The sequence below is a fragment of the Haloarcula regularis genome (genome assembly GCF_029338315.1).
Classification (GTDB): domain Archaea; phylum Halobacteriota; class Halobacteria; order Halobacteriales; family Haloarculaceae; genus Haloarcula; species Haloarcula regularis.
In genome coordinates this window covers 1,904,510-1,918,877 of record NZ_CP119794.1, presented here as the reverse complement: position 1 = coordinate 1,918,877, position 14,368 = coordinate 1,904,510, and the positions used below count along the sequence as shown (strand labels likewise).

Annotated in this window: 11 protein-coding genes and 2 pseudogenes; 8 read left to right on the top strand and 5 right to left on the bottom strand. The window is 67.1% G+C overall.

All coding sequences use genetic code 11. The features are described 5' to 3' along the window. Positions 1-42 precede the first annotated feature (42 nt). Complete coding sequence (locus P1N55_RS10370) at positions 43-318, bottom strand: hypothetical protein (RefSeq protein ID WP_276275552.1); 276 nt, start codon at positions 316-318, stop codon at positions 43-45. 365 nt (positions 319-683) lie between these two features. Here P1N55_RS10370 and P1N55_RS10365 point away from each other — a divergent pair, with 365 nt between their 5' ends. The 5 genes and pseudogenes from P1N55_RS10365 (at position 684) to P1N55_RS10345 (ending at position 7,181) form a co-directional block, all read left to right on the top strand. Then, a complete protein-coding gene (locus tag P1N55_RS10365; RefSeq protein ID WP_276275551.1) occupies positions 684-3,173 on the top strand; it encodes a ribonucleoside-diphosphate reductase subunit alpha in 2,490 nt (829 codons plus the stop codon). A gap of 25 nt (positions 3,174-3,198) precedes the next feature. Beyond that, positions 3,199-4,189 (top strand): annotated as a pseudogene (locus P1N55_RS10360) (ribonucleotide-diphosphate reductase subunit beta). A gap of 114 nt (positions 4,190-4,303) precedes the next feature. Then, entirely contained in the window at positions 4,304-5,641 is a 1,338-nt protein-coding gene (locus P1N55_RS10355; protein WP_276275550.1) for an O-acetylhomoserine aminocarboxypropyltransferase/cysteine synthase family protein, read from the top strand. Then, positions 5,638-6,846: a homoserine O-acetyltransferase MetX gene (gene metX, locus P1N55_RS10350; RefSeq protein ID WP_276275549.1), complete on the top strand. Its 1,209-nt coding sequence runs from the start codon at positions 5,638-5,640 to the stop codon at positions 6,844-6,846. The genes P1N55_RS10355 and metX overlap by 4 nt, the downstream gene beginning before the upstream one ends. A gap of 32 nt (positions 6,847-6,878) precedes the next feature. Beyond that, positions 6,879-7,181, top strand: a complete 303-nt coding sequence (locus P1N55_RS10345; RefSeq protein ID WP_276275548.1) for a DUF7130 family rubredoxin-like protein — start codon at positions 6,879-6,881, stop codon at positions 7,179-7,181. Here the strand turns inward: P1N55_RS10345 and P1N55_RS10340 are convergent. Continuing rightward, complete coding sequence (locus P1N55_RS10340) at positions 7,178-7,726, bottom strand: hypothetical protein (protein ID WP_276275547.1); 549 nt, start codon at positions 7,724-7,726, stop codon at positions 7,178-7,180. The genes P1N55_RS10345 and P1N55_RS10340 overlap by 4 nt on opposite strands. 85 nt (positions 7,727-7,811) lie before the next feature. Between P1N55_RS10340 and P1N55_RS10335 the strand changes: the two genes are divergently transcribed. Next, entirely contained in the window at positions 7,812-8,699 is an 888-nt protein-coding gene (locus P1N55_RS10335) for a ketopantoate reductase family protein (protein ID WP_276275546.1), read from the top strand. Here P1N55_RS10335 and P1N55_RS10330 read toward each other — a convergent pair. Together P1N55_RS10330 and P1N55_RS10325 are read right to left on the bottom strand one after the other, a co-directional pair. After that, positions 8,696-9,499 carry a lysylphosphatidylglycerol synthase transmembrane domain-containing protein gene (locus P1N55_RS10330; protein WP_276275545.1) on the bottom strand — a complete coding sequence of 268 codons (804 nt, stop codon included), beginning with the start codon at positions 9,497-9,499 and terminating at the stop codon, positions 8,696-8,698. The two genes, P1N55_RS10335 and P1N55_RS10330, sit on opposite strands and share 4 nt — an antisense overlap. Positions 9,500-9,720: 221 nt before the next feature. Continuing rightward, positions 9,721-11,221, bottom strand: a pseudogene (locus P1N55_RS10325) (sulfatase). Positions 11,222-11,302: 81 nt separating this feature from the next. Here P1N55_RS10325 and P1N55_RS10320 point away from each other — a divergent pair. Continuing rightward, positions 11,303-11,581: a type 1 glutamine amidotransferase family protein gene (locus P1N55_RS10320; protein WP_276275544.1), complete on the top strand. Its 279-nt coding sequence runs from the start codon at positions 11,303-11,305 to the stop codon at positions 11,579-11,581. 604 nt (positions 11,582-12,185) lie between these two features. Here the strand turns inward: P1N55_RS10320 and P1N55_RS10315 are convergent. Further along, entirely contained in the window at positions 12,186-12,944 is a 759-nt protein-coding gene (locus tag P1N55_RS10315; protein WP_276275543.1) for an IclR family transcriptional regulator, read from the bottom strand. Between the two features lie 218 nt (positions 12,945-13,162). Between P1N55_RS10315 and dgoD the strand changes: the two genes are divergently transcribed. After that, positions 13,163-14,353 (top strand): galactonate dehydratase, encoded by a 1,191-nt coding sequence (gene dgoD / locus P1N55_RS10310; RefSeq protein WP_276275542.1) that lies wholly within the window; start codon positions 13,163-13,165, stop codon positions 14,351-14,353. Positions 14,354-14,368: the final 15 nt, after the last annotated feature.

Here is a 14,368-nt window from a genome sequence, read left to right as displayed (position 1 = left end):
TCGGTTGACATCCGACCGCGGGAGGGCGCACCGCTCGCCGCTTCAGACCTCCTCGCCGGGGTCGTGTTGCTCGGCCATCCGCGACGCCTCGGTCGCGTACCGATCGCGCGTCTCGGCGTCCTCGACGGGTTCGAGTCGCCCGGGGTCGACGTCGACGGCCGCCGTGACGGCCTTCTGCATGAGCAGGTTCGTCGAGAGCTGCTTTTTCAGCTGGCGGTCGCCCTCGGGCGTCGCGTACACGAGTGTCACGACGCGCTCGTCGCCGTAGCTCGACCGCTCGACCAGCCAGCACCGGACCGTCTCGTCGGACTCGGTCATTGGCGCGTGTTGTGGGGCCGGCGGTTTGGCTCTGTTGAAACAGTCCGCTACGACGGGTCCTGTCTGTAACATTCCGCGGATAGACTCCGTGGCATCGTTCCATTCGGCGGACTCAGACCCGGTGTGGTCGGCCCTGTCTCTTTCGTCGTACGCCTCACGATGCCCGTAATACAAGCGAATTTGTACTACATCAATACCAATGGTAGATTTTATTAGGGTGGCTTCAGACAGCAGACACTGCAGCGAGAGAATCGACACTCGCGGCTACGGGGGAGCCACTCGAGGAGCGCCGATAGTCACAACGCTGTCCTCGATGTCCCCGGAGATCTCGGTGACGATTCTCGGCAGACGACATCTCGCAACTCATGAGCCAGCAACAGTCCACATCGACGCCAGACGTTCGGTCGGTCCTCGACCGAGCGCGCACCGGTCACGAAACCACGCTCTCGGAGGCGGACTACGACGACCTCGTCGAAGAAGCCGAGCGGAACTGCTACGACGGGGCCTCCACAGACGAGGTCTACCAGGCGATTCTGCAGGCCCTCACCGCCCGCATCGAACGTGACTCGACGCTGAAACGCATCGCTGCGGCGGTCTTCCGTCAGCGGTACTACCGCGAGATACTCGACGCGGACCCTACCGGATTTGAGCTCGACCGCGCCTATCGGGAGACCTTCGTCGAGAACCTCGAGCGTGCCGTGGACGTCGACCTGCTCGACGAGCGATTGCTCGAGCGGTTCGACCTGGAGGACCTGGCGGCGTATCTCGAACCCGAGCGCGACGAGCAGTTCGAGTACATGGCGATGGAGACGCTCTACCAGCGATACTTCCTGAAGACCGAGGAGAACGGGGAGCACCTCGAACTCCCGCAGGCCTTCTGGATGCGGGTCGCCATGGGGCTCGCAATCGAGGAGGACGACCCGCAGGCGCGGGCCAAGGAGTTCTACGACGTGCTCTCGAAGCTCGAGTTCACACCATCGTCGCCGACGCTCTTCCACAGCGGGTCGACACACCCGCAGCTCTCGTCGTGTTACCTGACCACCGTCGAGGACGACCTCGAGGACATCTTCGACGCCTACAAACACCACGCACAGCTCTCGAAGTGGAGCGGCGGCCTCGGCAACGACTGGACGAATCTCCGGTCTGCGGGGGCACTCATCGAGAGCACGGGCGTGGAGTCGACCGGGGTGGTCCCGTTCCTGCGCATCAGCAACGACGTGACCGCCGCGATAAACCGCTCGGGGAAACGGCGTGGCGCGGCCTGTGCGTATCTGGCCTGCTGGCACCTCGACTTCCCGGCGTTCATCGACCTGAAGCGCAACACCGGCGACGAACGCCGCCGGACGCCGGACATGAACACGGCCGCGTGGATTCCGGATCTGTTCATGAAGCGCGTGGAGAACGGCGACCACTGGACGCTGTTCAGTCCCGACGAGGTCCCGGACCTGCACGACCTCTCGGGCAGCGAGTTCGAAGCCCAATACCGCGAATACGAACGCAAGGCCGACGCGGGCGAACTGCGGCAGTACGAACGCGTCGAGGCCGAGGACCTCTGGCGGCAGATGCTCACCCGACTGTTCGAGACCGGGCACCCGTGGCTGACGTTCAAGGACCCCTGCAACGTCCGCTCGCCACAGGACCACGCCGGCACGGTCCACTCCTCGAACCTCTGTACGGAGATCACGCTCAACACGAGCGCCGACGAACACGCCGTCTGTAACCTCGGGAGCGTGAACTTCGCGACGCACGTCACGGACGGCGAGGGCGCGGAACGCGGTTCCGCGGAGACCGAGCGGTCGGACTCGACCGCGAGGCTCGACCGGGAGCACCTCGCCGAGACCATCGAGACGGCGATGCGCATGCTCGATAACGTCGTCGACCTGTGTTTCTACCCGACCGACGAGGCCGAGCACTCGAACATGCAACATCGACCGGTCGGGCTCGGAACGATGGGATTCCACGACGCGCTGATGCAATTAGAGGTCCCGATGGCCTCGGCAGAGGCGGTCGAGAAAGCGAACCGGTGGCAGGAGTTCGTCTCCTATCACGCCATTCGCAACTCCTCGAAACTCGCCGCCGAACGGGGGACCTATCCCTCCTACAACGGGTCGAAGTGGGACCGTGGACTGCTGCCACAGGATACCGTCGACCGCCTCGAGGAAGAACGGGGCCGCGAGATACCGACCGACCGGACGGAGACGCTCGACTGGTACGTCGTCCGAGAGCACGTCGCGGACCACGGGATGCGGAACTCGAACACGATGGCCATCGCGCCGACCGCCACCGTCTCGACCATCAACGGGACGACGCCGTCCATCGAGCCGCTGTACTCCAACCTCTACGTCAAATCGAACATGTCCGGCGACTTCACCGTCATCAACGACCAGCTCGTCGCGGACCTCCGGGAACGAGGCTGCTGGGACGACGAGATGGTGGACCGACTCAAGTATCACGACGGATCGGTCCAGGAGATCGAGGCCGTCCCGGACGACTTGCAGGAGCTATATCGTGGGGCGTTCGAGATCGACCCGCGCCACCAGCTCCGACTCACGGCACACCGACAGACGTGGATCGACCAGTCCGTCTCGCACAACGTGTTCTTCCCGTCGACCGACGGGTCGCTGCTCGACGACGTCTACAAGACGGCGTGGGACCTCGGGCTGAAGACCACCTACTACCTGCGGACGCTCGGTGCGTCACAGATAGAGAAGTCCACGCTGGACATGTCCGAGTACGGGAAGACCCAGCACCGCGACGAGTCCGCGGACGCCGGAGTGGCGTCGGACGGCGGACGACCGACCGACGACGGGGACCTCTGTACCGTGGAAGACCCAACCTGCGACGCCTGTCAATAACGCAGAATCACGCTCACATTCACCGATGCCAATACTCGATACCGACGCCGAACACGACCCGAACAAGATTCTCCCGATGGACTACGACTGGGCCCGCGAGTACTACGAGGCGGGGGTGAACAACAACTGGGTCCCGGAGGAGATTCCGATGCAGGACGACGTCTCGCAGTGGCACGGCGACGCGCTCTCGGACGCCGAGCGCCAGCTCGTCGAGTGGAACCTGGGCTTCTTCTCGACGGCCGAGTCGCTCACGGCGAACAACATCGTCCTCGCCGTCTACGACTACGTCACCGCCCGAGTGCCGTCAGTACCTGCTCCGGCAGGCCTACGAGGAGGCGATTCACACGGACACGTTCATCTACTGCTGTGACACGCTGGGCTTCGACCCGGAGTACCTCTACGGGATGTACGACCGCGTCCCCTCAATCGAGGAGAAAGACGAGTTCGTCGTCGACCTGACGCGGGTCATCGACAGGGACGATTTCACCGTCGAGTCGGCCGCCGACAAGCGCGAACTCGTCCGTGACCTCGTCGGCTTCTACGTCATCATGGAGGGGATCTTCTTCTACGCCGGCTTCGCGATGATGCTCGCGCTGAAACGCCAGAACAAGATGGTCGGCATCGGCCAGCAGTTCGAGTACATCATGCGCGACGAGTCGCTCCACCTCGGGTTCGGCGTCGACCTCATCAACCAGATCCGGGCCGAGAACCCCGACGTCTGGACCGACGATTTCGGTGCGGAGGTCGTCGACCTCATAACCGAGGCCGTCGAGCTCGAGAAGATCTACGCCTACGAGGCGTGCCCGGGCGATATTCTGGGGATGAGCGCCGCGCAGTTCGCCGAGTACGTCGAACACGTCGCCGACAGGCGACTCGACCAGCTGGACCTCCCGGTGCAGTACGGTACCGAGAATCCGTTCCCGTGGATGTCCGAACAGGTCGACCTCAACAAGGAGAAGAACTTCTTCGAGACGCAGGTGACCGAGTACCAGAGCGGGGGCAGTCTAGACTGGTAGGGCGGGGCCCGACCCCCCGAAAGCGACCCGTGTGTCTGCCAGCGCCACGCCCGACGGGGAGAGTTTTGCCGTAACTCGTGGTTATAGATGGCTGGAGATATATGCGTGTGGTACATGACCGACGACTACGGATTCGGGACGCGCTGTGTCCACGCCGGCCAGGAGGAGCCGGACCCGGTGACCGGCGCACGCGCGCCGCCCATCTACCAGACGTCCTCGTACGTCTTCGAGGACGCCGGGACTGCGGCCCAGCGGTACGCCCTGGAGGACGACGGCAACGTCTACTCCCGGTTCGACAACCCGACGGTGCGGATGCTCGAGAAACGGCTCGCGTCGCTCGAGAACGGCGTCGACGCCGTCGCCACCGGGTCCGGGATGGCCGCGCTCGATGCCGGCACGCTCGTGCTGGCCGAAGCGGGTGACAACGTCGTCTCCGCCTCCTCTATCTACGGCGGTACCCACGGCTATCTCACCCACACCGCCGGTCGCCGAGGGATCGAGGCGCGCTTCGTCGATACCTTGGACCCCGACGCCTACGCCGACGCCATCGACGAAGACACCGCCTACGTCCACTGCGAGACCATCGGGAACCCCTCGCTGGTGGTCCCGCCGCTCGAGGACATCGCCGAGGTGGCCCACGAGCACGGCGTCCCGCTCTTTGTCGACAACACGTTCGGGACGCCCGCGCTCTGTAATCCGCTCGACCACGGCGCGGACCTCGTCTGGGAGTCGACGACGAAGTGGATCCACGGCTCCGGGACGACGGTGGGCGGCGTCCTCGTCGACGGCGGGTCGTTCCCGTGGGGCGAGTACCCCGGGAAGTTCCCCGAACTGGCCGCGCCGAACCCGGCGTTCGACGGCACCGTCTTCGCCGACGCCTTCGGTGACCGCGCCTTCTCCGTCGCGGCCCGCCACCGCGGCCTGCGCACGCTGGGCGACGGCCAGAAGCCCTTCGACGCCTGGGCGACCCTCCAGGGCACCGAGACCCTCTCGCTGCGGATGGAACGGCACTGCTCGAACGCCATGACGGTCGCCGAGCACCTCCAGGCCCACCCCGAGGTCTCGTGGGTCACCTACCCCGGCCTCGAGAGCCACGAGACCCACGACCTCGCGACAAAATATCTCTCGGGCGGTGAGCGATCCGACGGATCGCGATCCTCGCCGGACCGACGGTCCGGCGGCGGCTTCGGCGGTATCGTCACCTTCGGCCTGGGTGAGTACGCGGCCAGCCAGCGCTTCTGTGAGACGACCGACCTCGCGCAGTTCCTCGCGAACATCGGCGACGCGAAGACGCTGGTCATCCACCCCGCGAGCACCACCCACGCCCGGCTCGACGCGGACGAACAGCGCGAGAGCGGCGTCCGTCCCGACCTCGTGCGGATGAGCGTCGGCATCGAGGACCCAGCGGACATCATTGCAGATATCAACGCGGCCATCGACCAGGTCACATGAACGTCGAACACGACATCGTCTCCGTCGGCGCCTTCGAGTTCGAGTGCGGCGAGACGATCCCCGACCTCGAACTGGCCTACGAGGCCTACGGCGAGTTCGAGGGGGACAACGCGGTGCTGGTCTGTCACGCCCTGACCGGCAGTGCCCACGTCGCCGGCCGCGACCGTGTCGACAGCGCCGACCAGGCTCGCGCCTGGTGGGACGACATCGTCGGGCCGGGCAAGGCCATCGACACCACGGAGTACTACGCGGTCTGTGTCAACGTCCCCGGGTCCTGTTACGGGTCGACCGGCCCCGGGAGCGTCGACCCGGAGACCGGCGAGCCCTACGGCACCGACTTCCCGCCGGTGACCGTCGGCGACTGGACCGAGGCTCAGCGCGCCCTGCTGGACGAGCTCGGCGTCCCCGCCCTGCACGCCGTCGTCGGCGGCAGCGTCGGCGGAATGAACGTCCTCGAGTGGGCCAAGCGCCACCCGGACCACGTCGAGCGCATCGCGCCCATCGCCGCCGCCGCGCGCCTGGACCCGCAGTGTCTCGCGCTCGATGCCATCGCCCGCCGGGCCATCACCACCGACCCCAACTGGAACCGGGGCCACTACTACGGCGACGACCAGGCCGAACCCAACGACGGCCTGGCGCTCGCCCGCCAGCTCGGCCACGTGATGTACCTCTCGAAGGCCTCGATGGAGCGCAAGTTCGGCCGCCGGGCCGCCGGCCGGGACGCCGTCCGGAGCTTCCCGACCGACCAGGCGGGCGCGTTCTTCCCCTACCGGGACGTCGAGTCCTACCTCGACTACAACGCCGAGAAGTTCACCGAGCGCTTCGACGCCAACAGTTACCTCTATCTCACACGCGCGATGGACAACTACGACCTGGCGGCCGGGTTCGAGTCCGACGCCGACGCGCTCGCGGCCTTCGACGGCGAGGCGCTGGTGATGTCGTTCACGGCGGACTGGCACTTCACCACCGAACAGGCCGAATCCGTCGCCGAGGCGCTTCGCGCCGCCGAATCAGACGTCGCCCACCACGTCGTCGACTCCGACCACGGCCACGACGCCTTCCTGGTCGAACCGGACAACGTGGGACCGCCGCTTTCCGACTTCCTCGCGGACGGCGTCTCCGGCAAGGCCGTCACCGACTCCGTCGTCGACGACAGCGAGGAGAGCGACTTCGCGCCCGTCCACAACAGCCTCTTTTCACGGTAGGCTTTATCACGTTTCAACGAGTCTATATGTGTATGAGTGACGCATCCTCCGAGGCCGAGCGCACGCGAGTCTCCTTCGGACAGACGGTGTACGACGACGAGGGCAAGGCGCTGGGCTCGATACGCGGGTTCGACGAGCACGGGTTCTACGTGACGACGCTCGACGGCATCGAGGCACTCTCCAGCGAGCACGTCTCGACGGGCATGGCCGGCGAGGCCGAGCTCATGTGGCGCTGCTGGGAGTGTGGCGAGATGGGCGACATCCAGGAGATCCCCGAGTCCTGCCCCGCCTGTGGCGCGTCGAAGGAGAACATCTACTACTGGCAGGAAGACTAGGACCGCCGCGCGAGGCGGTCTCTGACCGTCTCGGGGAGCGTCGACCGGACCGCGGCGATGTCGGCCGCCGGCAGCGAGAACTCCACCCGGCCGTCCAGGGACTCCACTATCGCCAGCCCCGACTCGTCGAGGACGGTCGCCCGTCGAAGTCCCACGTCGTAGAGGCGAAACACCGCGTCGAGCACCTCGGGGGTCGCCGGCGCCGTCCCGGCCGTATCGGCGGCCAGCGCCGTCACGTCGGGGTTCGCGGCCAGACGCTCGAGCGCGTGCCGGCGCTCGCCAGCGAGGTCCGCCCGGCGCCCCCGCTCGACGTGGACCGCGACCGTCGCCGGGTCCCGCGGCGTGGCGTCTAACACCGCCGCGACCACGTCCAGACCCGCCCCGTCGGCCGCGTCCGTCAGCCCGACGCCGAACTGCGCCTCGTCGGCGGGCCAGGACCAGCGCCCGTCGCTGTCCAGGCCCGCCTCTGTCCAGGTGTCGAGGACGCGGTCCGGGAGCTGGCCGGCGCCGCGCGTGTCGACGCCTGTGCCGTCCTGTTCGTCCATACCCTGCGTTCGCCGGGCCGGCGGAAGTGGCTGCTGGTTCCGCTCGCGGCGAGCCTTTATATGTCATCCCGCGCGAGCGGGGCGTATGGACGTCCTCGTCGTCGGCGCCGGCAGCCTGGGCAGCCTCCTGGGGGGGTTGCTCGCCCGCGAACACGACGTCACGCTCGTCGGCCGGGACCCCCACGTGGAGACGGTCCGCCGCGAGGGGCTGGCGGTCGTCGGGACCGAGCGGTTCACCGTCCACCCCGCAGCGCGGACGGACCTCCCCGATGCCGCCGACCTCGCGCTGGTGACGGTGAAGGCCTACGACACCGGCGCCGTGGCCGACGCGCTCGCCGACTGCATGCTCGAGGCCTGTCTCTCGCTCCAGAACGGGATGGGCAACGAGGCGAGACTGGCTGCCGCCGTCGACTGCTCGGTGCTCGCGGGCACGTGTACCTACGGCGCGCGCCTCGTCGACCCGGGCCGGGTCGCGTTCACGGGCCGGGGCGAGGTGGTGCTGGGCGACCGCGAGGGTGGCGCGTCCGCGGTCGCCGACGAGGTGGCCGCGGCCTTTCGCGAGGCTGGCGTCGCGACCAGCGTCGACGCGGACATGCCGGCCCGCCTGTGGGAGAAACTGGCGGTCAACGCCGCGATCAACGCCACCACAGCGCTTTCCCGCGTCGAGAACGGCGCCCTCGCGGAGTCACCCGGCGAGGCGCTGCTCGCTGCGGCCGCCCGCGAGACGGCCGGCGTCGCCCGCGAGCACGGAGTGGCCCTGCCCGACGACCGCGCGGTCTCGCTGGCTGCCGACGTCGCCCGCGAGACCGCTGCCAACCGATCCTCGATGTACCAGGACGTCGAGCGCGGGCGGCGGACGGAGGTCGACGCCATCAACGGGTACGTCGTGGACCATGCAGACGGCCCCGTCCCGGTCAACGAGACGCTCGCGGGACTCGTTCGGACGTGGGAGGCCGCCCGGGACCTGCGCTAGTTCCGCTTGATGACGTACAGCGCCGCCGCCCCGCCCACCACGAGTGCGAAGACGTAACTCGCCACGCGATAGAGGATGGCGATGGCCGTCGCACCTACGGGGTCGACCGGCGTCAGCGTCACCACGAGCAGCCCCAGCGCCGCCTCGACGGCGCCGGACCCGCCGGGCGAGGGGACCAGTCCCGCCAGCGTCGACGCCGGGACGATAAAGAGAACGAGCAGGAGTGGCATCGACTCGCCGACGGCCATGGCGGCGGCATAGAGCGGCAGCGCGAAGAACACCCAGCCGACGTACGAGAAGGTCAGGGCCTTCGCCAGCGCCCGGCGGTCGCGGGCGATGCGCTGGAACGCCGCCTCGGTCTCGTGGAGGCGCTCGCGCACCCCCTCGACGGTCAGGACCGGCGTCCGGCGGGCCAGCGGGGCCGTCGCGCGGACGATGCCCCGCCGCAGCTGGACGCGAAAGCGCCAGCCGATGGCCGCCACCAGCGGCACGCCGACCGAGAGGACGACCAGCCCGCCGGCCAGCGGCTCGATGGCCTCGGGGAGCGACGCCCGGTAGAGCAGCGCCGCGAACCCTACGCCCGCGAAGGTGACGAAGGGAAAGAGGTTCAGCAGGTCGGCGGTGACGACGCTCGCGAGGCTGTCCTGGTAACTGGCCTCCGTGTCACGCGAGAGCACGTAGGCGATGAACGGCTCGCCGCCGGCCTGGCCCAGCGGCGTGACGTAGTTGGCGAACGTCGCGGCGAAGTAGGTCACGACCAGTCGAGAGAACCGCTCCTCGATGCCGGCCACCTCGAGCACCAGCTGCCAGGCTTTCCCAGGCGGTCAGACACAGCGCCGTCGAGAGACACCCCAGCGCGAGCCAGCCGACGTCGGCCGTCGCCAGGCGCGCCCGGACGTTCGCGGCGCCGACGAAGTCGACGAGTACGGCGAGGACCACCGCCGCGACGGCAAAGCCCAGGACGATCTGGGCGACCGTCCGGCGGCTGACGAAATCCAGCGCGGGCGTGTCCGAGGTCACGCTAGTCGATGTAGCCCAGGTCCTGCAGGCGGTCTTTCGTGTCCTGGTCCATCTCGTCTAACACGTCGCCGTCGGCGCCGTCGGCCTCGTCGGGCCACGTCGCGTCGACCTCCTCGACGAACGCGAACAGCGCGTCTCGCAGGTGGGTCGGCTCGTCGTCGGTCCCCGCGAGGTTCTCGGTCTCTCCGGGGTCGGTGCCCACGGCGTAGGCCTCGTCGGGGATGCGCGTGCAGTGGATGTACTTCTCGTCGGGCGTGCGAGCGGCCCCCATCCGCGAGTAGAAACGTGACTGCTCGTCTAACTCGATGCCCGCCCGAGGCCTTGCCCTCCAGTTGACGCAACTCGACGACCGGCTGGTGGTACTCGACGAAGCCGACGTCGGTCCGGTCGGTTCCCCCGACGTCGTCGGCGAAGTCGCGGTAGTCCGCCGAGAGGAGCGATCGGGCGTCGTCGAGGGCTTTGCCCCGGCCGGTGGTCCCCGTCGCGTCGAGAATCGTGTGGTAGAGGTCGACCAGTTCGACGGTCGTCTCCTCGTCCCGTCCCGGCTTGACGTCGGGGTGTTTGACCATGAGCGGGACGTTCACGAGCGGGTCGTAGATGCCGAACTCGTGGCCGTAGAGGTCGTGTTCGCCGTGGAGTTCGCCGTGGTCCGCACACACGACGACGGTGGTGTCCTCCCACTGGCCGGTCTCCTTCAGGTGGGCGAACAGTCGGTGCAGCTGGTCGTCGATGTGGGCCAGTTCGGCGTCGTAGAGGCCACGGATGGCGTCCCATTCCTCGTCGCCGATGCCGCGGGCGCCGCAGTTGAACTCCTTGGAATTCTGGCAGACCCCGGTGGAGTCGACGCCGGGCGCGAACCGTTCGGCGTACTCCTCGGGCGGGTGGTAGGGGAGGTGGGCGTCCATCAGGTTGATGAATGCGAAGAAGTCGTCGCTCTCGTCGACGAAGTCGATGGTCCTGTCGATGACCTGTGGCGTCTTCGTGTCGCCGCCGCCCTCCTCCGCGAGGTGCTCGTGGAGCTTGTTGCCGACCTGGACGAGGCGGTCGGCGACCCCTCGGAGGGTGTCGCTGTCGTTCATCGTCTTCCAGAGGGTCGCCAGCGGCCCCGAGAGCAGCTCGCTGGGCATGATCTGGAAGAAGTTGTCGTGGTCGTCGAACCCGGCGGTGAGGTTCGTGTAACTGGTGATCCAGGCGTTCGAGGAGTAACAGGCGGTGTCGTAACCGGCCGCCGAGAGTGACTCGGCGAGCGTCGTCGCCCCCTCGAGGTAGGGGTCCTCCTGGGTCGCCCCGTGCTCGCTGGGGTAGAGGCCGGTGAACATCGAGGCGTGGACGGGCAGCGTCCACGGGGCCGGCGCGACGGCCTGCTCGAAGACGGCGGCCTCCTCGGCGAACTCGGCGAGGTGTGGCGTCGTGTCCCGGTCGGAGTCGTACACCGAGAGGTGGTCCTTCCGGACCGTGTCCAGCACGACGAACAGGACGTTCGACCCGTCCGTGTCGGTCATAGGTACCGCAACTTTTCCGGGAGAGTAAAACCCCCTGATTTCGCTCGCCGTCACTCGCGGCAGGGGGGAAGACGTATCACGATGCGCCGTGCGGAACGGGTATGTCGAGAGGCGTCTGCTACTTCCCCGAGCACAGAGCCAGCGAGCGCCGGGAGACCGACGTCAATCAGATGGCCGACGCCGGCCTCGAAGTCGAGCGCCACGAGAGTCCCCGACCAGTTCGAGTATCGCCTCCGATACGCCGGCGACGCGTACGACTTCCGGACGTGGGCCAGCTGGCTCGACCCGGCCGACGCCGACGCGGTGGGCGAGTACCGCACGGGCGAGGCCGCCGCGACGACCGTCTCGGCGGAAAGATAATAAAAATGGTAGTTACGCGATACTATATTCATTCATATATTTTTGCGCCCGAATCCGTTCCTACGAAAGAAATTCGACTTTCTGGCCGTGATCTATCGTAGTATCGGGACGTACTCGCAAACTGCCGGATTCGAAGGAGAGTGCCGATTTGCCCGAGTCCACGTGACAGATCACGTAGATAGGGTGTCAAAACCCACGAGTCAACGGATTCGGGAATCAGCGAACCGTAGCATTTGATAATTTATACTTATTTTTATATATGTATATGAAGATGATACTTCTGCCGCCATGACCTTCGAGGGCGCCTTCGGTGAACCGCGACCCAGCGTCGGTGCGCCCTGGACGCCACGCCGTGGCGGTCACCTGGGGAACGGGTACGGCCGCTCGTTCACGATGGAAGAACGGGTGGTCGAGACGTTCGACAGGAACCTGACGAGGCTAGTAATAACACATGTACTGCTGTTACTGGTCGCGATCCTCGCGCCGGTCGCTCACCGAACTGCCGCCGCTTGGCCGGGCGACCGGCGCGTTTCGGTCAGATTCGTGTCTATTTGCCGTCCGCAAGCAGGTCCGCGGGCGGGCGTTCGCATATCGTGAATCGCGGTCACTGTGAGAGCAGTCGGTTCTCGATCGACTTCGCGGCGCTGGTGACGAGGCCCGCGACGTCCTCCTCGAGGCGCTTGCCTGACATGTGGTAGATGTTCCCCGTGACGCTGACGGCGGCGATGGGTTCGCCGTCCGCACCGACCACCGGCGAGGCGACGCACTGGTGGCCGCTGATGTACTCCTCGCGGTCGAAGGCCACGCGCTGGTCGCGCACCGAGCGGAGTTCGCGCTCCAGTTCCTCCCGGTCGGTGATAGTCTTGTCCGTGTGCGCGGGGAGGCCGACGCTCTGGAGAACCCCGGCGCGCTTCTCCGCGGGGAGGAACGCGAGGATGGCCTTCCCGCCGGCCGTCGCGTGCAGGGGAGCGACGTCCCCCTCGGTGACGTCGCTGGCAGCGGTGCCCGCCGGTTCGACCCGGAGCGCGTAGACGCCGCTGTCGTTCTCGTGGGCGATGAAACTCGAGACGTGTCCCGTCGTCTCGGCCAGGTCGGTGACGACGTCCTGGGCCGGCTCCAGCGGCAACCGCTCGCGGGCCCGCACACCGAGGCTCAGGAACCGGTTGCTCAGGTAGTACGCGTGCCCTTCGCGGACGAGGTATCCGAGGTCGGTGAGCGTCTGGACGTGCTTGTGGACGGCGCTCTTCGAGAGGTCGACCTGCCGGGCCAGCTCGCTGACACCGACCCCGCGGTTGTCGCGGACGGCCTCGATTATCCGGAAGCTGGTTTCGGTGGTTTTCGCCCGGGGCCCGTTGTCGTTCATGATTCGAGAATACGATCCCACCAGGAAAAATCGTTCGTAAAGTGGAAACGACCGTCCGACTCCGACCGTGCACAATGGTTATATAATGAGTTCGCAAAGCTGTGCACGATGACCACCCGCACCGACCAGTATCGCGGACCGATGGCACGGGCCGTCCCGATTTCGTCCGAGACACGTAGCGCCGTCCAGTCGTCGTATCGCACGGAGGGCCGGTGCCGATGAGTTCGAACACGTCGGGCACGGAGGGAACCGGGCCGAACCGTATCGTCGACTACGAGCTGTTCGAGGTGCCGCCGCGCTGGGTCCTCCTGCGCATCGAGACCGCCGACGGGACGGTCGGCTGGGGCGAACCCGTCGTCGAGGGGCGGGCCCACACGGTCCGGGCCGCCGTCGAGGAACTGATGGAGAACTACCTGCTGGGCGAGAACCCCGAAGACATCGAAGATCACTGGCAGACGATGTACCGCGGGGGCTTCTACCGCGGCGGGCCGGTCCTGATGTCGGCCATCGCCGGCATCGACCAGGCGCTCTGGGACATCAAGGGCAAGCAACTGGGGGCGTCCGTCCACCAGCTGCTCGGCGGGGCCGCCCGCGAGCGCATCCGCGTCTACCAGTGGATCGGCGGCGATCGCCCCTCCGAGGTCGCAGAGCAGGCCGAGCAGAAGGTCGACGCCGGCTTCTCCGCGCTGAAGATGAACGCCACCGCCGAGATCGAGCGCGTCGACGACCCGGCGACGGTCGAGGCGGCCGTCAACCGCCTGCGCGAGGTCCGCGAGGCCGTCGGTGACGAGATAGACATCGGCGTCGACTTCCACGGCCGCGTCTCGAAACCGATGGCCAAACGGCTGGCGAAGGCGCTGGAACCCCACGAGCCGATGTTCATCGAGGAGCCGGTCCTGCCCGAGCACAACGACGCGCTCCCGGATATCGCCGCCCACACGACCATCCCCATCGCGACGGGCGAGCGCATGTTCTCGCGCTGGGACTACAAGGAGGTCTTCGAGGACGGCTCCGTCGACGTCATCCAGCCGGACCTCTCGCACGCCGGCGGCATCACCGAGGTCAAGAAGATCGCCGCGATGGCCGAGGCCTACGACGTGGCGCTGGCCCCACACTGTCCGCTGGGGCCGGTCGCGCTGGCGTCGTGCATCCAGGTCGACGCCTGCTCGCCCAACGCGCTCATCCAGGAACAGAGCCTGAACATCCACTACAACGAGACGACCGACGTCCTCGACTACCTCACCGACCCCTCGATGTTCGAGTACCGCGACGGCTACGTCACCGTCCCGGACGCCCCGGGCTTGGGCATCGACATCAACGAGGCGTACGTCCGCGAGCAGTCCGAGAAGACCGTCAACTGGCACAACCCGGTCTGGCGCCACGAGGACGGCAGCGTCGCCGAGTGGTAAGTCGGCCCGGTCGAC

Bases quoted from the DNA above. Each gene is read 5' to 3' on its own strand.
- P1N55_RS10355 (WP_276275550.1), top strand. From the start codon at position 4,304: ATGACCGACGACTACGGATTCGGGACGCGCTGTGTCCACGCCGGCCAG.
- dgoD (WP_276275542.1), top strand. From the start codon at position 13,163: ATGAGTTCGAACACGTCGGGCACGGAGGGAACCGGGCCGAACCGTATC.
- P1N55_RS10365 (WP_276275551.1), top strand. From the start codon at position 684: ATGAGCCAGCAACAGTCCACATCGACGCCAGACGTTCGGTCGGTCCTC.
- metX (WP_276275549.1), top strand. From the start codon at position 5,638: ATGAACGTCGAACACGACATCGTCTCCGTCGGCGCCTTCGAGTTCGAG.
- P1N55_RS10345 (WP_276275548.1), top strand. From the start codon at position 6,879: ATGAGTGACGCATCCTCCGAGGCCGAGCGCACGCGAGTCTCCTTCGGA.
- P1N55_RS10335 (WP_276275546.1), top strand. From the start codon at position 7,812: ATGGACGTCCTCGTCGTCGGCGCCGGCAGCCTGGGCAGCCTCCTGGGG.
- P1N55_RS10340 (WP_276275547.1), bottom strand. From the start codon at position 7,726: ATGGACGAACAGGACGGCACAGGCGTCGACACGCGCGGCGCCGGCCAG.
- P1N55_RS10315 (WP_276275543.1), bottom strand. From the start codon at position 12,944: ATGAACGACAACGGGCCCCGGGCGAAAACCACCGAAACCAGCTTCCGG.
- P1N55_RS10320 (WP_276275544.1), top strand. From the start codon at position 11,303: ATGCGCCGTGCGGAACGGGTATGTCGAGAGGCGTCTGCTACTTCCCCG.
- P1N55_RS10370 (WP_276275552.1), bottom strand. From the start codon at position 318: ATGACCGAGTCCGACGAGACGGTCCGGTGCTGGCTGGTCGAGCGGTCG.